The following is an 18,178-nucleotide window of genomic DNA, read 5'->3' as shown; positions in this document are numbered from 1 at the left end:
AATCTTTAATATAAATTAGGAGTTTTCATGTATTATTTTCCTGAGCAACCGCCTTACTTTCTCCTACTTGTTGGCTTTTTGATAGCATTAACATCTGGTTTGGCATTATCTGGTACTTTGAAAGTAATTGTGCAGAACTGGCCAAGCGAACGAGCAGAAAATACTCAGCCACGTTCCTCACTGAAACAATTACTTATACCATTTATCGGCATAACAGGCGGTACTTGTCTATTTATGTCTTCAGGTTTAGAGATATTTGGCTTTCCATCATCCTTGGCTTTAGGAGTCGGTCTACCAATTAGTCTGTTTACTTGTTTGCTAGTTTGGTTGCAGTTGGGAAGTATGATGACTTTTATAGAACGCGAAGGGATGCAATCTTTAGATTTAGATTCTTTTTCTTAGAAAAGGTAGGAAATTAATAATTTAAAATTAAAGAGAGTTTAAGACTCTCTTTAATTTTTATTGAGCAATTCTATGCTTGAAGTTGCGATACTTTAGCTTAATATTGTTTATTCTTTGCTGAATAAAGCTACTAGTGGACTTTTGCAGAAGTGTTAGCTTGCTTGGGCGCTTAAAGCTTTGAGGACGTTTTTCAGGTGATTTTAAATAGCGATAATATAAGAAAACATCGCGGTAAGCAATATCAACATCTTCACCCCCACAAAGCCTCGTAAAAGCTGAAGAAGATACACTCATATAGTGTAAGTATGTCAATTTCTGCCCTTGATCGTAAAGAATATTATCTACAACATCAAATTTAGAAGTCCAATGGCAACCAGTCGCTTTACCGTGATAGGCGTAATTGTAGTAAGAAATTCCACTACGTAAAACTAAATAGTTGAGAACTGTTTGATCGGAATCTGCCCATGCCAGTGCATCAGCTTCACCTGCTTCTAAGTTTGCTCGTAAATTTGCTAACTTAGCATCGTCAAAAACACCTTTTTTAGAAGCAAACCAACCAGAACAAAAAATTTGATTCCTAATATCTTCTATAGGAAAAATCTCACCTAGCTTATCTTCTGTCCAGTTGAAAATATAATTTAAATCGGATCTATATTGAAAGTCATTTGTAATCCAATCATATTCATCCAACTTTTGATAAACATCATCGAGTGATTTCATCAACAAGGTATCTCCATCAAAGAAGATATACTTGTCAAATGGGCCATCTAGACAGCAGAGTTTTCGATGTCTTTCTATGCGATAATTATCTGGCAAACCATATTCTCGCCATAGCTTTAACGCCCTTGGGTGAGCTTTCCAAATCCGAGAGCCAAAGTCCTCCCAGTAGGCTATGGAATCAGAATTTTCAAATAAAGTAACATTATCTCTAGATGCAATTTCTGCCTTTACTTTCTCTAGCTGGTCATTATATGGAATTACACAAACAGGAATTTTTCTACCAGCATTAGCTTCTATGCTGTTGAGCAAAGCAACTAGTTGGTCATAGACAACATCATTCGCTAAGGTGTAAATACCATCAATCATGGGGATACTCCTAATATTAAGTACGCGCAGAAACAAAGGGAAATAAACGGCGAGTCAGTTTGGGAATGAAGGCAAATTTACCCTCATGAAGATAGCGATAGTGTTCCCACAATTGCCAATAGGGACTACCAGTTTTCATCCGCGTACCAGCCCAGTGGAGATATTTTAGTCGTTGTCCTCGATCGTAGAGGGCGTAATCTTGCTGTTGAAAATTTTGCGAACCTGCCCAACTACCAGGCCCTCCCCCAGGAATTTTAACGAGATTTCCACGTTTAGAAATTAGTTTGAGAACAAGATAATTTAAAATTGGTTGGTCTGTAACTCCTTCAGAAAAATCGAAATATTCGCGATGTGCTGCACACTCGCGCAAAGCTTCATCCATTTGTTGTTCGGTAATAACTCCTTTTCTCGAAGCCCAAAAACCACTGTTGAAAACATCTTGAAGTTGGGCATCGGAAAAAATGTGCCGTTCTTTCACAAATGGGGAAAAAATATTTCGCAGCTTTTCATTAGCATGATGGTAATCACAGCAGAAGAAATCGACTTCTGAAAGTTTGTCTAAATTGTCAGCAATTTTTTCAAAAACGACAATATCCGTATCAATATAAATAAATTCATCTAAAGGCCCAAACCACGCCACCAATTTACGCATTTTGTTAGGTAAGGCGAGGAAATCTCGGTCAAAAATTTCTCCAATGCGTTTGGTAAATGTTTCAATAAGTTCTAAATCTGGGAAAATTTGGACGTTGTGTAAGGTAGCAAGCTGTTCTGCTACCTTGTGATAATTGTCATTAAAAGGTATGAGATAAATGGTAACTTCTGGGTCATAGTAACGAATGCTATTGAGTAAAGCAATAGCATTATCGATAACGCGGTCATTGGCAACTATATAAATGCCCCTACTCATAAATTATCCTTGGTTAATTAACTTAAGTTTTTGCAAAGCTCTGGTAAGTAAATTTGGTGCTGGAGCGTCATTATAATTTTTCGGAGGATTGTTAAAGACTGGACGCTTTTCTGGTTCGTGTAAGTAACGATAATGGAGAAATAAATCTCGATAGGGAAACTGAATATTTTCTCCAGCACAGACTGCTTGATTGATATTAGGAGGAATCCCAATGTAATGGAGATAAGTTAGTTGATTACCGCGATCGTAAAGAAGATGTTCTCGTTCCTCGAAGTGTTTGGAGCTAGCAGAACATCCTGTTTTTTGATTATCTGGTAGTTGGCGAGCAAAGTTATAAATAGAAAGATTAGACCTCATTACCATGTAGTTGATTAATGGTTGTTCGCCAGCACCGCCATACAAAATTTCTGACTCGCCATTTTGTAAATGTGATATTAGCCAATCTCTTTTTTCTGAGTCAAATAGCCCTTGTTTTGCGCCATAAAATCCTGAGCAAAATATTTCAGAATCAATGCGTTTTTGCTCAAAAACTTTTAGTAATTTGGGAGAATTAACATTATATATTTTACTAACGTCTGTAAATTGGAAATCGTAGACCACAAAATCATAACTATCTAGCTTTTCAAACACTCCTGCGAGTGAGTTCATCACCAAGGTGTCTGCATCTAAATAGATAAACTTATCGAATGGCCCATCAAAAGCGCAAAAACGACGGTGAGCGCCATAAAGACGAGATTTACTCCGATTCAATCGTTCTGGGGCTGCTGCCAGCATAAATTGATCCCAGCGGTCGATTGATTCTCGATCGTCGTAAAGAAACACATTAGGGCGTTTAGCTATTTCGTCAGCAATCCGTTGTGTGCGATCGTCGAAAGGATAGATACAAACGGGAGTTTCTGGCCCTAAGATAACATCAATACTGTTGAGCAAAGCCACCAGTTGATCGAAAACATAATCATTGCCAAGGGTACAAATACCATTCATAATTTATGAGTGTTGATCGACAAAGTTTGATAACCAGTTAAGCAAGTTTAATTTGTGTAAAATGATTTGACGTGCTTCTGCGATCGCATCTTTGGCAGCATACCAAGCATCAGGTGTAGCTGTCACTTCTTGGATGTAAGCAATGCCTTTTTCATCTAAACTGGGCAACCGCAAAAAACTACCCGGTGGCAATAACTTATCAGCAGCCGGACCACCATAGTAAATTGGTAAACACCAAGCAAGTAAACTATCCCAAAGTTTCTCACTCACATACCAATTATTATCAGCATAGTTTTCAATTGCCAAATTGTAATAGTATGGTGCCATGCCATACCATTTGTTACCTAGTTCTCCTGAACTGTTCGCCCATTCTGGTAAGTTACGCCCATACAAATCAAATTTCATCCCACTAGATTGCAAAGATTGTAAAAAATCTAAACGCTGGCGATGGTTGGCTGTGCGGCTAATTCCCGAAGTAATCCAACTACATGGGGCAACTTTTGGGGGCGGTGGCATTTCATTTAAATCTTGAAATGAATTTGAGTGATACCAAATAGCAGGCATATAGTCAGGAATGGGAGCAAAATCATCGGGGCCAGAAACGTAGCCGCAATACTTCTGGGCTTCTTGATAATTATGATTAGTTATTTTTACAACCTCATCTAAAGGCGGTTCTCTGAGCAAATAAATAATTCGCTCTTTGTTGACACCACGCAGTAGAGATTCAACATTTACTACTGGTTTTTGCTGCTGTTTGCGAAAATTATCTAACCAAGATTTTTGCGGCGGTGCTTGGGGAAAATCAAATTGATATAGCAACATAAAATCTGGCTTTTGTGCCATTTTCAACATTTGCATATTCTTCCAAACACCAAAGTAGTGCGGAGTTTGTTGCCATAACCAATCTTTGTTTTTAGCAAGACCTGAATAGCTGCTAATCATGCCAACAGTTTTAATAGTCATAAATCGTATTTATTCGCTTATTTTTGTACCGTTACCCTAAAATTGGTGGACGCCGATCTTCTTCTACATAGCTTAATATTTTGGTAATTCTATTCTCCCAAGAAAATTGCTGGGCAAAATCTATACTAGCTGCATAACCCTCTATTTTTCTCGGATAAGTTTCTAAAGTATGTTGAATAGATTGGGCAAGTTTATGCGGGTTATCTGGTGTACACCAACTGGCAATCAAAGGCGATGTTTTGAATTCCATTAAAGGTGGAATCTCAGTTGCAACTATAGGAGTGCCAGCAGCCATGTACTGAAAAAACTTAACTGGATTCGTGAAATCTGCTGATTTTCCAGCGCAGTGAGGATGAACCAAAATATCAGCTGCTTGAAACAAGCTGACTAATCGTTCTCGTGGAAGTATCCAGCCTAAGAATTTAACGTTTTCGACATTTTTATCTCTGGCTATTTGTTGATATGCTTGTACTTGTGCTTCTGTTCCTCCTGTGATGATAAACTGAATTTCTGGCAATTCTTTAGCAGAATCAATTAAGAGATCGACTCCTTTGAAAGGATACAAAGCGCCTGAATAGACAGCTAAATGCTTACGTCCATTTATAAGCAATTCTTGCCGCCACCTTTCGGCTTCTTGGGGCTGTCTGATTGAAAATGATTGATTGAATCCGTTATGTAGCCAAACTACTTTTTCCGGTGGCATTCCATTTTCTATTAGGCTTTGCCGGATCGGTTCTGACTGAGTTATGGCTATTTTAAAATAGGGACTGTGGATGATGTCTTGCTCAAATTTTCGGTCTTGAAAGTAGTGACGTTCATAGATTGTAGGAACTTTATTTTTGACTGCGGCTTTCACAAAGTTCCAATCTCGCGTATGGACAACTTTAGTATGAGGTAGGATATGAACTGGTAAATAATATTTGGTTACTACTGTACTGGAGTTAGTAAATTTACCACCGATTCGATCGATAGGCCAAGGCATTGGCAATGCTGCAACTTTGAGCTTTTCTTGCACATCGTAAAATTCGATAAATTCTCTTCCAGGTTTTTTGGGTTGATAAGGATAAATTAACGATAGTAGATTAATAGAAGAATTTTTTTTATCTTGATAAATTAAAACTGATGAGTAGCCTAAGTTAGCTGCGGCGTTGGCACAAAGAACATCATGAATTTCGTGGGCTGTATCCGGCTTTAATGATAGCTCTCCTGTGTAAAAAATATATTGATTTTTCTTTGAAGAATTTATCATTTTTTTTGGGGATGATAGGTTTTTAAAGATTGTGGTATAAGTATTTTTGTTCCTGACATTAACTAAAATTAAATTTTATTTTCAAAAAGTTTTAATATATCTAATAGGTAAATAGCAGATTGATAAGATTCTGCAATTAATAGATTTTGTTTTTGGGGTTCGGATTCTAATTTATCGACTAGCAAGTGCAGAGAGCTAATCAGAGGATAGAGACGCGTGCGAAACTCATCTGAGATATGACTAAAGTTTTGATACTGGTTATGTTCATCTTGATTTTGGTCTATATCTGACGATAACTGCCAGTTAATTTTCAGGTTAACTACATCGCTGAAGAGATCGATGGCATTGAGAACTCTTAAAGCTGAGTTGTATGATTGGTCAATTAATTCCTGGCGCTCTTGGGAATTGTCTACTAAATCGTCAACTAATAGTCCTAAAAAACCAATCATTGAATTAAGCCTTGTACGCAGTTCGTGAGAAATGCGGTTAAAGCTAGGATTAGTTTTGGTGGAAACTTCAGTCTGATCGGCAAATTGCATTGAGTAGAGGCGCGAGTAGTAACCACCTTTTTGTAAAAGTGTTTCATGGGTTCCCACTTCTACCACCTGTCCTTGATCTAAAACGGCAATTTGATCGGCTTTTTGGACTGTGGAAAGGCGGTGAGCAATTACCAGGGTTGTGCGATCGCGACTCAGATCGTCGAGTGCAGCTTGTACTAAGCGTTCGGAAACGGTATCTAAAGCGCTGGTGGCTTCATCTAAAATCAAAATTTCTGGATTTTGCAGCAGGGCGCGAGCGATCGCTAATCTTTGCCTTTGTCCACCAGATAACATGACGCCGCGATCGCCAATTTGGCTGTCTAATCCTTGAGGTAATTTATCAATAAATTCATAAGCATTTGCTCGTTTGGCTGCTGAGATAATTTCATCTTCTGTAGCTTCAGGTCTTCCATAAGCAATGTTATTTCGCACCGAGTCATTAAAGAGAAATGTATCTTGACTGACAATTCCCATGTGTGTTCTGAGAGATTTGATATCAAAATCACGCAGGTCTGTGCCATCGATAGAGATACTGCCAGATGTCGGATCGTAAAATCTGGGTAAGAGGTCAGCCAAGGTGGATTTACCAGCACCAGAACCACCTACCAAAGCGAGAGTTGTAGCACGGGGTAAAAATAAACTTACATCTTTCAGTACTAACTTTTCATGACTAGGGTAGGCAAAGGTAAGTGAATTGAAACGTATTCCTTCTTTTAATTCTGTGTATATAATATTACCGTTTTTCATAAACGGCTTGCGATCGCGACTTAAAAAATCACTCACTATTTCTACGCTAGTAGCACTATTGGCAAAGCTACTACGAAGACTATTTAACTGAGAGACCAAAGGCAGCAGTCGCAGTAATACTAATAAATATGTCAGCAATACTGTTGAAATGAAAGAAACCTGGTTGGCAAAAAAAGTTTTACTCAAGAATACAATTAGAAGTAAGGCTACTACTCCCATTACCTCACTTATCGGCCCGATCGCTTGTGAGTTTACCTGAGATTGAAAATCTGCTTTTTCGCGATCGCGAATTAATTTTGTAATCTTTTGATATTCTCTGTCTTCATTAGCAGTTGACTTTACCAAACGAATTCCATTCAATGTTTCTAAAACACTGATGGAATAAGATGTAGACATTTCTGATAGTTGTTGACCAAATTTTTTCGCTCTACTAATTGTGTATTGATTGATTAATGTTATAAAACCCAATAAAATTGTTGCTGCGATTGTTAGCTGCCAAGAAATTGCTAATAATAAACCAACGAAAACTAAAATTGTAATTATTAAAATAATTAAATTGATAATACTCCCGATAGCGCTAGAAGTACGGGCAGTTTCCGAACCAAGGCGATTAATAATATCGCCTACTTTCGTTTTTGAATAATAGTCTATATCAATATCTAGCAATAACTCTAAGCTAGCTTCGCGAATATCCGCATTTAATCTCCGAGTGAAAATACTCGATGTTAAAATACTAAAATAACTAGATAAGTTTTTTAATAAAATTATAAATATAATTGTTCCAGCCATTCCCAAATTCCGATAATTTTCGGGAAGATTATCAAATGGGAACATCACAGCTTTCAGAATCGGAGGAAAACCAGTTAAATCTACTGGTTGTCCAACAATTCTCAAAATTACTGGCACAATCAAAGTCACACCGACACCATTAAATAAAGCACCAGAAAATCCCAACAGCATTGTTAGGACAATTAAACCTGGATAGGGTTTGGCGAATCTTAGTATTAGTTTTCTGGTAGACATTGGGTATTTTTATGCCAATTTAACTTAATTATTAATATTATTCACAACTGAGCAATTACTGACTTGAGCGTAGAAGCCATAGCCTCGATGCTATAGTGTTCTACACATCTTTCTCTTGCCTTGATACCTTTCTGGCTTGCTGACTCTAAATTCTGAAAAATCAATTGAATTTGTTCAGCAATTTGCTCAGGACAACCAGGCTCGACTAAATAACCAGTATCACCTAAAAGTTGAGGAATATCTCCAACACGTGTTGATAATACAGGTTTAGCCATTGCCATCCCATCTGTCAACTTCAAGGGAAATTGAGCGCGAGTTTCTGGAGTATCTCGCTGAGGAACAACTACAATGTGAGCAGCTGCTACCAAGTCAGGCATAACGTCGGCTGGATACTTAGGTAATTTGATAATCCAACGTCCCCACTTTTGTTGAAGTTGTTTATCATAATCATCATAAGGACTACCACCTACAATTACTAGTCTCAAGTCTGGTTGATTAAGTTTATCGAGCGCGATGAGAACATCTTCTAAACCTTTATAAGGTCTTGGCGCACCGGGAAACATTAAAATCCGATATTCAGATAAACCATAACGATTTCTACTGGACTCAGCATCATATTTAGCGGGATCGAATAAGGAAACATCTTTGCCATTCGGAACAAATGTACCACCAAAACGCTGCTGCAAGAATTTAGTATGCACTGTCACAGCATCAGCGTGACTTACCAAATCTTCCATCCATTTCACATATAAAGTATGATGAGGATTTTTGAGTGCGCCCTGTGGTTTCAATAAGTCCCTAGCTAATTCTTTGGGTGTAGGATGATAATGCCAGTTATCACCGCCATGCCAGCTGAGTTCCCAATCATCTATGTCTAAAATTAATGGCTTTCTAGTGAATATTTTCCTTAATAGTCCAACTCCAAAACTTGCTATTTGTGGTTTGATAGCATAAATTATATCGCCATTTATTTTTGGTAAAAATTTTTGAATTTCTCCAAAAAACTCTGGAAAGTCTTTGCCTGGTAAGTTATAAACGTTGAATTCAGATGGTAAATTTAAATAGAAGTTCTTTCCAAATAAAAAACCCATAATTTCAACTTCATATCCTAACTGATTGAGAGCTTTTGCTATCAAGTATGCACGCAGAATCGCTGCACTTGATAAATCTGAAACCAATAAGGATATTTTAGAAAATTTTCTCACTATTTTTATACTTATTTTTATTTAATTTTCCCAGGATTTGTCAGCTGTTGCTAAATCTGCAAATCAAATATTAATTTAATTTGTTTTGTCGGAGTTGAAGCAACTAAAGAAATTAGGTGTCAATCCATCAAGATACAAAATTTTTCTGAGGAATTTTTAAGATTTCATGGTAAAGTGCTAACATCTCTGAGGCAACAGTATCCATTGTACGTACTGGCTGGATACCTTGACGTAATTTAGCTAGTAAATCGGCGTCTTTGGCTAAAGTTGCGATCGCTTCAGCCCATGCTTGGACATCTTTGGCTGGAACCAACCAACCATCAATGCCGTGACGGACTAACTCAGCAATCCCTCCTAAATTTGAACCAAGTACGGGAATGCCCATAGCTTGCGCTTCTAAAGCAACTATGGGGCCAGTTTCTAACCACTGCGACGGTATTGCTAGTATATCGAAACCTGCTAATGCATCTGGTACTGCTTCGCGTGAAAGTGGTTCAGCAATCCGAATCCGGCGATCGCGAGCAGCGATCGCCATAACTTTTTCCCGATTGGCAGCACCGTATTTTCCCGGATGAGTAGCATGAAGAATTAACTCTACAGGTAGATCGTTCGGTAGACTATGTACCGCTTCTACTAAAACTTGTACCCCTTTAGTTTCTTGCCAGCGGCCTAAAAAGCCGATTTTTAATGTAGAGTTTTGTAGTTTATTTGGTATTACTTCACGTTTGAAAGTGTTAGCAACACCTTGTCGAGAGACAGTAAGTTTTTCGGCAGGAACATTGTTTGCAACAAAAGCATTGTATTGCCAATTACTCGTTACAACAATGCGATCGGCTAGTTTTGCTAGTTGCATCAAATTGCGTCTATGTTGAGACACTAGGGTAGGAATACCAAGAGTTTTACCAAGTAGACGCAGCTTGAAACTTTTAGAGGTAAGTAATTTTGTTTCTGCTGCTATGCCAACATCTAAGGGAACTTGACCTAAAGCCTTGAGCATCCAAGGCGATACTTGCTTTGCTACTCCCAAACATTGACTACAATTAACAGAGTCAATCAGCCCATTGCAAGGTTCTTCACCCCAGCGCATCATCGTACCACGCAGACATATAGGCTCAGGTATGTGGACGGTGACTACAGTAGCCATCCCTAACTGGCGGGCGAGAGCCAGATGATGTAAACCGCAGTCAAATCGCCATGAATGTTGATGGTATACATCGGCTCGATTGTTTTCTAGCCAATTAGTAAAAGTTTCAAAGCCGCCGTGGGGTAGCTGCTTGTGTACCTGTATCTTGCTGGGGTTAGGGAAAACAGGATAACGATAAACTGAGATGCCATTGTATTCATAGCTATCTTCTTCTGTACCTTGTTTAGGAGCAGCAACAATACTTTCTAGTCCATGTACTCGTAAGCCATGCAGTAGTGAATCTAAGTATACTTCGGCACCGGCTGATGTATCTGGAAAATACCAGCTAGTTGTATGGATTAGCTTCATTTATGAACCTGCAAAGAAAAAATTGGAAAACTCATCTTTTTTTACCACAATCGATTGCTCTATTTAATCGTTATTAACATCTATCTTTTATAAAGAACCCAAAGTGAATCTATAAGATTCCGTATTATCCGTATTAATAGTTAGTATGTACAAATAAAAAATTTTCGATGACTGATTTGGTGTTTTTGAGTAAAAAAGACAATTTAGGACAAAAAGAACAGAATAAATCTAACTTAGCTTTTACACTTCTTCCCAGAGAAATTTTACTGATATACCCAAATCATAATTTATAGTTACTTATCATATTTTTAAGTATTATTACGGTTGTGTACTATCATAGTATTTATGGACTTTCTCAACCTTTTCTCACTGAGATATTTAAGATTGCTGATAAATTCCAAAGTACTTACTTGAAAGGGAGATATTAATGCAAGTAATCAGGCTTGAGGCACTCTCAGATAATTACATATTTTTGCTAGTAGATCGCCAGCAACAAATTGCTGCGGTTGTCGATCCAGCAGAGGCTGAACCAGTACTAAAGCAACTTGCACAGTTAAAAGTTGAGTTGGTAGCGATTTTCAACACACACCACCACAATGACCATGTAGGTGGCAATCAGCAATTAATAGAACACTTCCCGCAACTAACAGTCTACGGTGGCGTCGAAGATCGCGGGCGAATTCCCGGACAGCAGGTGTTTTTGGAACAAGGCGATCGCGTCCAGTTTGCAGATCGCATAGCTGAAGTTATTTTTGTTCCCGGACATACTCGCGCTCACATCGCTTACTACTTTCCCCCCGAAAAAGCTGGTGAGACAGGCGATTTATTTTGCGGCGATACCTTATTTTCTGGCGGTTGCGGTCGCTTATTTGAAGGAACACCAACTCAAATGGTTGATTCTTTAAGCAAACTGCGCTCTTTACCAGATGATACACGTATCTGGTGTGCCCACGAATACACTTTAGGAAATCTGCAATTTGCCCTTACTGTGGATGGCGACAATGCCGACTTACAAAAACGCTTCAATGAAGTGAAAACTTTTCGTAGTCGAGGAGAAGCTACCATACCCTCATTGCTGGGAATGGAGAAGCGAACCAATCCCTTTTTACGTTGGGATCAGCCATCATTACAATCAACCGTTAAAGGTAGTGATGGAGTGCAAACCTTTGCGCGGATACGGGAAATGAAAAATAACTTTTAGATATTGGGCATTGGGCATTGATTATTCTCCCCTGCTCCCTTGGTCACTGAGCGTAGCCGTACCACTTCGTGGAAGCAAGCTACGCGTAGCGTCTCGTAGAGAAGTGCTGCTCCCCTGCTCCCCTGCTCCCCTGCTCCCCTGCTCCCCTGCTCCTCCAACTTTCTAGCGCTAATAGTTGCGATCGCACCCTTCCTTTCGCTAGGATCTGTAAGCTTTAAGGTATGGGCAAAGCTACTTGGGAAAATATACTCATTTCAGGAGTTCTAAGTTCTGAAAAAACACTCGTTATTCAGGACTCTTTACTCAGCACTAGCTCAACGCCCTGCTACAGCTAACAGCACTGGCTCAACGCCCCGCTACAGCTAACAGCACTGTTTTAGTGAGCTATGCTGCTCAAACCCACCCAAATTAATCAGATTTTACAGGAAAAACGAAAAACGATGGCGAAACGCGTGCAGTTAGTTTTAAATCAGGATATCAGCAAGCTGGGAAAATCTGGCGATTTAGTGGAAGTAGCTCCTGGCTACGCTCGTAACTATCTGATTCCCCAGAAATTGGCAACCAATGCCACTCCTGGTATTCTCAAGCAAGTAGAACGCCGTCGCGAACAAGAGCGTCAACGGCAATTAGAACTCAGACAACAAGCTCTTGAGCAAAAAGAATCTTTAGAAAAAGTTGGCAGCTTGACAATTGCCAAGCCAGTTGGTGAAAACGAAGCAATTTTCGGTACTATCACCACCCAAGATGTTGTAGATGCAATTAAGGCAGCCACCGGTCAGGAAATCGATCGGCGTGGAATTACCATCCCCGATATTAACCACCTTGGTACTTATCAAGCCGAAATTAAGCTGCATTCGGAAGTAGCGGCGCAAGTCGATATTCAAGTAGTCGCTAGCTAACTCAGCAGAGGGACAAAGGGACGTAAAGATGTAGGGGATGAGGATGAGGGAGCAAGGTAAGTAAAAGTGAATAACTCCTAACTCTTGTACAGACGCGATTAATCGCGTCTCTAATCCTACACAGACGCGATTAATCGCGTCTGTAGCAAAATCTTCAAAACTAAAATCGTTTATGGCTGAAGAATTGAGTTTTCAAGGCGATGATAGCGATGCCTATGGCGGTAAGCTACGCCTCCCACCACAAAATATTGAGGCGGAAGAAGCGATTTTGGGGGGTATCTTGCTAGATCCAGAAGCGATTAGTCGAGTTAGCGATCGCCTTCTTCCTGAAGCTTTCTACATTAGCGCTCACAAAGATATTTATCAAGCCGCTGTGAGGCTCCACACCCAAGGTAAAGCCACAGACTTGCTCTCAGTAACAAGTTGGCTGACTGACAATGAAATGCTTGCCCGCATTGGTGGGAGAAATAAATTAGCAACTCTGGTAGACCGCACAGTGTCAGCCGTGAACATCGATGCCTTAGCAGGGTTAGTCATGGACAAATACCTGCGGCGACAGTTAATTAAAGCTGGGAATGAAATTGTACATCTTGGTTACGAGACAGAAACCGAGTTACCACAGGTTTTAGATCGGGCAGAACAGAAAGTATTCGGCGTTACTCAAGAACGTCCCCAATCGGGTTTAGTTCACATTTCTGATACTCTAATTAATAATTTCCAGGATATTGAAGATAGAAACCAAGGCATCGCCTTACCTGGAATTCCCTGCGGATTTTACGATTTAGATGCCATGACCAGCGGCTTTCAGCGTTCTGATTTGATTATTGTTGCTGGCAGGCCATCAATGGGAAAAACGGCCTTTTGCTTAAACCTTGCTCATAATATCGCCGCTTCTTATAAATTACCAGTTGCTTTTTTCAGCTTAGAAATGTCAAAAGAGCAACTGACGCAACGTTTATTAGCTAGTGAAGCGCAAATTGAAAGTAGTTATTTGCGAACTGGTCGCCTGAGTCAAACGCAGTGGGAACCTTTAAGCCGCGCTATTGGTATCCTTTCGGATATGCCAATTTATATTGACGACACGCCGAATATTACAGTTACACAAATGCGTAGTCAGGCAAGAAGACTGCAAGCGGAAGTTGGAACTGAATTAGGATTAATTGTAATAGATTACTTGCAATTGATGGAAGGAGCAGGCGATAATCGCGTACAAGAATTATCAAAAATTACGCGTCAACTCAAAGGTTTAGCGCGGGAATTATCTGTACCAGTTATTGCTTTATCTCAGTTGAGTCGAGGGGTGGAAGCACGTACTAATAAGCGTCCGATGTTGTCAGATTTGAGAGAATCGGGTTCGATTGAACAGGACGCGGATTTAGTAATAATGTTGTACCGTGATGAATATTACTCTCCCGATACTCCCGATCGCGGCATTGCAGAAGTAATTATAGCTAAACATCGCAACGGCCCTACAGGTACTGCAAAACTTTTGTTTAATCCACAATTTACAAAGTTTCAAAATTTAAAAATTTAGTCAGACCAAGTAATTATTTGAGCAATGAATGAGCCTGATTTACTCATTAATGATGTATTTTTGCCAAATAGTCATTCTCTATTTGATAGTCTTATATCCATAATTAACTGGGATGAGCGTATACGGGCACGAAAAACAGCTAGCTTTGGTTCACCATATAATTACTCAAACATTTCTTACGACTCATGCCCGATGCTGAATGAGTTACTTCCTATTATTGATAGGCTTGAAAAAAACTTTGGGTTTCGACCAAACAATTGTTTAGTCAATTACTACACAAATGGTAACTCAACAATGGGATTTCACTCCGACTCAATTGATGAACTAATGGACGATACTGGTATCTCTATTATTTCGTTAGGGGCTGAAAGAATAATTACATTTCAGAATAAACAAGACAAAAGCATTGAACATAGTTACTTACTCAAAAGTGGTTCTCTACTTTTTATGCCTCAAAAGACGCAGCAATACTGGAAGCATGGAATTCTTAAGCAACCAGAAACATTCGGACGTATCAGTTTGACTTTTAGATTGTTGGTATAGTCGCGGCAATCCGATCAAAGTTACAGATACTTTTTCTCATATTTTCTAGCTATACTTCTGCCCCATCTATCCTCTTAAATACCTAATTTATCTGATAGGGCATTGGGCATTCAGAACAGAGAGAATAGAAACTTATTTTAATAATTCCCCCTTGTCCCCAGTACCCAATCCCCAGTCCCTAATCCCTACTTAACTCCCAGCAATTCCACTTCAAAAACTAGAGTTGCATTGGGTGGAATCACGCCACCAGCACCACGAGCGCCATAGCCTAATTCAGATGGGATGATTAACTTACGAAGGCCACCTACTTTCATGGTGCTAAGTCCTTCATCCCAACCTTTGATTACCTGTCCAGCACCGATTTTAAAGCTGAAGGGTTGACCGCGATCGCGCGAACTATCAAACTGAGTACCATCTTCTAGAGTGCCGACATAGTGAACTTCAACCGTTTGTCCCGGTTTAGGAGTCGCCCCAGTCCCCTCTTTTAACTCCACATACTTTAATCCAGAGGGAGTGGTTACGGCATTAGCATCAGACATAGTATTACTCGCAATTAAGATATTGTTTTCAGTTACAGTTGTGGATACTGGCGGCGTTTGGGTTAACTCGGCAGCAATGGCAGTATTCTGTTTACTGCTTACTTGTCCTACAACCAAAAGCACAACACACACCAGCATGAAGGCCACGCTGAGGAAAATTGGTTTCAAAATCAGTTCTCCTTACTTAGGTATCCTGGCAAAAAGATTACCAACAGGACACATTTAGTTTAAATCACAAAGGACATTCTAACGCCAAAGCTTATTTTCTAAATCGCGCAATTGCCGCTCTAAACGGTCAATTCTACCCCTCAACTCGTCCACTTCTGACTGGCGAGCCACCCCCAAATCCTGCATCATATTTCGCATTTGCCGTTGCATTTGCACATCGAAGTTTCCCTGTTCCGACTTTAACTGTTGGGCAATATCATCTATTACCGCCTTGGCTTGCTCAGGATTGAGCTTACCGTCTTTGACTAAATCATCGCTGACTTGCCGCAGTTTTTCTGCGACTATAGACGTTGTACCAAGGCCTACCATCATTAGCTGTTGCAACCAGTTGTTGTTGTCCATACTCTCTTCCTTTTATCTTATTAACCAGCCGACCCTTGCTCCTGAGTTTAGGCAATCAAGCTTCTTAAAGCGTAGTTATTCTAGCCTACAGCTCTATTTTGGCAAATTGGCAAGCACAAGGATAAGGATCGAAGGTCGTGATTATACAACTCCTCAAGTTTAAGGTTGCCCAAATTTACCTAATTTGCGATGTTATAGGCAATTCCCTATAAATTACAAAGCTCACACTCACCCCTGGCAGTGAATGTGAGTAGTTTATGGGAAGATTTTATCTAGAAGGAGGCACAAATTTAGACAACAGCGATCGCTGAATATCTAAGATCGATCGTTAAAGAAGAAGTTAAATTTGTGTACGCCATTTTTGAAAAGCGATTTCGTAATCCTCTGATTTACTCTGATAAACACTCCACCAATGAAAAAATAATCCTAACCCCCATCCTAATATTGGAAAAATAGCCCAAAAATAACTAGGACTAGTGATTAAATTTAAGAGAATGAGGAATAAATTCACTGCTAGGAAAGAAACAAAGTGTGTCCAAAAGGCTCTGCGTCGGAAAGTATTAAATCTGTGTCGTAAACGTTCCTCTTCTTGTTGAGCCAACCACTTTTGTTCAGTTGCTTCCAAAATGTTAGAAGAAATACCTAACTCAGATGCCATTTCTAAAAGCTGTTCTCGTGAAAATTCACCTTTGTCTTTACGACTGAGTGCTTTTTGCAGGATTTGTTCTACATCTTCTGAATCGTAAGTCATTTTAATTACCTTATAAGTTTGTGTGTAAATGCGCCTTTGATTTCACGAAATTATCAATCCGCTTCGTTCAATTCAATTAGCAAATGCATCCACATTTTGCACCCAATACTTAGTGATATTCACAACACTATTATTTTCTCACAATTGATTTAGGGCTACTGTATTTGTCAATACCTCTATAATTGCTTTGATAAGAGCGATCGCTTTACGGCATTAAGCCAAACATTGTCATTATGGAGCAAAGGATTCTGGTAAAACAATTCCAGGTAAAAACCCAACTACATTTTGCTGCCTCAATCGAGTAAACATCGCTGAAATCAATATTTTGAATTTCCAAAAATATTAAATTTAATGGAAGATTTAAGATATCAGCAGGGGTGTACGCTACCTAGTAGTCTGTCAAGTTTGATTTGCTCGGTTCGTAGTTTGTGCTTTAGCGCTAACTACCAACAATCCACACCCTCAATTATTTCTTGACAGACTAGTAGATGGGAATGCGTCAATAGAGGACTCAATCAATGGGATATGTAATTGCTACTGCCAATATGAAAGGTGGTGTAGGTAAAACCACCCTCACGGTCAACTTAGCTACCTGTTTAGCTAAAAATTATGGCAAGCGGGTGCTGGTTCTTGATTTAGACAGCCAAATTAGCGCCACACTCAGTTTGATGTCGCCTTTAGATTTTGCCAAGCTTCGTAAACAAAGTAAGACATTTAGGTATCTGATAGACGAAGTTATCAATCCAGATCCACAAGCAAAATTCACAATTCAGGATATTGTTCAATCCCAGGTTTGTAATCTTCCTGGACTAGATTTATTACCAGGAGATATCGATTTATATGATGAATTTGTTGTTTCAGAAATGCTGCATCAGCAAGCAACTGCTTTAGGCGAACAGGACTTTGAAACTATTTGGAATCGCTTTGAAAGGGTCTTAATTAATAACATCTTAAAACCAGTACGTCAAGAATATGATTTTATCCTTCTCGATTGCGCCCCTGGCTATAATCTCTTGACTCGTAGTGCTTTAGCCGCCAGCGATTTCTACATACTTCCTGCTAAACCCGAACCATTATCTGTAGTGGGTATTCAATTGCTAGAAAGACGGATTGCCCAATTAAAAGACAGTCACGGACATGAAACTAAGATAGATATAAAAATGCTGGGAATTGTATTTAGTATGTCCAGCGCTAACCTGCTCACTGGTAGATACTATAAACAAGTAATGCACCGCGTTGTCGAAGATTTTGGTGTCGATAAAATTTGTAAGGTACAAATACCGGTTGATGTCAATGTTGCTAAAGCTGTTGATAGTTTTATGCCAGCTGTTTTAAATGCTCCTCAATCAGCAGGTTCAAAAGCTTTCTTGCAATTAACTCAGGAGTTGTTGCAAAAGCTATAGCTCCAGTTAATCATTGATGAACAACATGATTTCTGATTTATGAAATTAGAGATATGAATGTCAAGACGTAGCAGTGCTACGTCTTGACAAGGATTTGAGGCAATAAATAATTAATTTCTGGAGCTGTCTATTAAATTAGGT

The 18,178-nt window shown here is 39.3% G+C and carries 17 protein-coding genes; 6 read left to right on the top strand and 11 right to left on the bottom strand.

The window, feature by feature from the left end:
• The first annotated feature begins 27 nt into the window (after positions 1–27).
• Complete coding sequence (locus V7K84_RS10120; RefSeq protein ID WP_094352162.1) at positions 28–402, top strand: hypothetical protein; 375 nt, start codon at positions 28–30, stop codon at positions 400–402.
• A 57-nt stretch (positions 403–459) separates the two neighbouring features.
• On the opposite strand, the gene V7K84_RS10115 is transcribed toward V7K84_RS10120, so the two are convergent.
• The 8 genes from V7K84_RS10115 to V7K84_RS10080 all read right to left on the bottom strand — a co-directional run bounded on the left by V7K84_RS10115 (position 460) and on the right by V7K84_RS10080 (position 10,597).
• The gene (locus V7K84_RS10115; protein WP_334837766.1) at positions 460–1,488 is read right to left on the bottom strand and encodes an Npun_R2821/Npun_R2822 family protein; all 1,029 of its coding nucleotides are present in this window, start codon (positions 1,486–1,488) and stop codon (positions 460–462) included.
• A gap of 16 nt (positions 1,489–1,504) precedes the next feature.
• On the bottom strand, positions 1,505–2,395 hold the full coding sequence (locus V7K84_RS10110) for an Npun_R2821/Npun_R2822 family protein (RefSeq protein WP_334837764.1): 891 nt from the start codon (positions 2,393–2,395) through the stop codon (positions 1,505–1,507).
• A gap of 3 nt (positions 2,396–2,398) precedes the next feature.
• Positions 2,399–3,379 (bottom strand): Npun_R2821/Npun_R2822 family protein, encoded by a 981-nt coding sequence (locus V7K84_RS10105; protein ID WP_334837762.1) that lies wholly within the window; start codon positions 3,377–3,379, stop codon positions 2,399–2,401.
• A 3-nt stretch (positions 3,380–3,382) separates the two neighbouring features.
• Positions 3,383–4,342 (bottom strand): glycosyltransferase family 10 domain-containing protein, encoded by a 960-nt coding sequence (locus V7K84_RS10100; RefSeq protein WP_334837760.1) that lies wholly within the window; start codon positions 4,340–4,342, stop codon positions 3,383–3,385.
• A 31-nt stretch (positions 4,343–4,373) separates the two neighbouring features.
• Entirely contained in the window at positions 4,374–5,591 is a 1,218-nt protein-coding gene (locus V7K84_RS10095; protein ID WP_334837758.1) for a glycosyltransferase family 4 protein, read from the bottom strand.
• Between the two features lie 68 nt (positions 5,592–5,659).
• Positions 5,660–7,900: an ATP-binding cassette domain-containing protein gene (locus V7K84_RS10090; protein ID WP_334837757.1), complete on the bottom strand. Its 2,241-nt coding sequence runs from the start codon at positions 7,898–7,900 to the stop codon at positions 5,660–5,662.
• Between the two features lie 41 nt (positions 7,901–7,941).
• Positions 7,942–9,105: a glycosyltransferase family 4 protein gene (locus V7K84_RS10085; RefSeq protein ID WP_334837756.1), complete on the bottom strand. Its 1,164-nt coding sequence runs from the start codon at positions 9,103–9,105 to the stop codon at positions 7,942–7,944.
• Between the two features lie 127 nt (positions 9,106–9,232).
• A complete protein-coding gene (locus V7K84_RS10080) occupies positions 9,233–10,597 on the bottom strand; it encodes a glycosyltransferase (RefSeq protein WP_334837754.1) in 1,365 nt (454 codons plus the stop codon).
• A gap of 427 nt (positions 10,598–11,024) precedes the next feature.
• Between V7K84_RS10080 and gloB the strand changes: the two genes are divergently transcribed.
• From gloB to V7K84_RS10060, 4 genes are all read left to right on the top strand, one after another.
• The gene (gene gloB, locus V7K84_RS10075) at positions 11,025–11,798 is read left to right on the top strand and encodes a hydroxyacylglutathione hydrolase (protein ID WP_334837752.1); all 774 of its coding nucleotides are present in this window, start codon (positions 11,025–11,027) and stop codon (positions 11,796–11,798) included.
• Between the two features lie 440 nt (positions 11,799–12,238).
• Positions 12,239–12,697 carry a 50S ribosomal protein L9 gene (gene rplI, locus V7K84_RS10070; protein ID WP_094352304.1) on the top strand — a complete coding sequence of 153 codons (459 nt, stop codon included), beginning with the start codon at positions 12,239–12,241 and terminating at the stop codon, positions 12,695–12,697.
• Positions 12,698–12,869: 172 nt separating this feature from the next.
• Positions 12,870–14,231 (top strand): replicative DNA helicase, encoded by a 1,362-nt coding sequence (gene dnaB / locus V7K84_RS10065; protein ID WP_334837750.1) that lies wholly within the window; start codon positions 12,870–12,872, stop codon positions 14,229–14,231.
• A 24-nt stretch (positions 14,232–14,255) separates the two neighbouring features.
• Positions 14,256–14,774, top strand: a complete 519-nt coding sequence (locus V7K84_RS10060) for an alpha-ketoglutarate-dependent dioxygenase AlkB (RefSeq protein WP_334716744.1) — start codon at positions 14,256–14,258, stop codon at positions 14,772–14,774.
• A gap of 185 nt (positions 14,775–14,959) precedes the next feature.
• Here V7K84_RS10060 and V7K84_RS10055 read toward each other — a convergent pair whose 3' ends face one another.
• The 3 genes from V7K84_RS10055 to V7K84_RS10045 form a co-directional block, all read right to left on the bottom strand.
• Positions 14,960–15,481 (bottom strand): FKBP-type peptidyl-prolyl cis-trans isomerase, encoded by a 522-nt coding sequence (locus V7K84_RS10055; RefSeq protein ID WP_334837748.1) that lies wholly within the window; start codon positions 15,479–15,481, stop codon positions 14,960–14,962.
• 78 nt (positions 15,482–15,559) lie between these two features.
• Positions 15,560–15,883 (bottom strand): phasin family protein, encoded by a 324-nt coding sequence (locus tag V7K84_RS10050; RefSeq protein WP_094352173.1) that lies wholly within the window; start codon positions 15,881–15,883, stop codon positions 15,560–15,562.
• A gap of 340 nt (positions 15,884–16,223) precedes the next feature.
• Positions 16,224–16,634, bottom strand: coding sequence for a 2TM domain-containing protein (locus V7K84_RS10045; protein ID WP_334837746.1), 411 nt, complete (start codon positions 16,632–16,634; stop codon positions 16,224–16,226).
• Between the two features lie 518 nt (positions 16,635–17,152).
• On the opposite strand from V7K84_RS10045, the gene V7K84_RS10040 reads away from it, so the two are divergent.
• The gene (locus V7K84_RS10040; RefSeq protein ID WP_334837744.1) at positions 17,153–18,037 is read left to right on the top strand and encodes a ParA family protein; all 885 of its coding nucleotides are present in this window, start codon (positions 17,153–17,155) and stop codon (positions 18,035–18,037) included.
• Positions 18,038–18,178 lie beyond the last annotated feature (141 nt).

It is taken from the genome of Nostoc sp. (assembly GCF_036917315.1).
Lineage (GTDB): Bacteria > Cyanobacteriota > Cyanobacteriia > Cyanobacteriales > Nostocaceae > Nostoc.
Note: the sequence above shows the minus strand (reverse complement) of the source record. Positions and strands in the feature narration are given on the sequence as shown.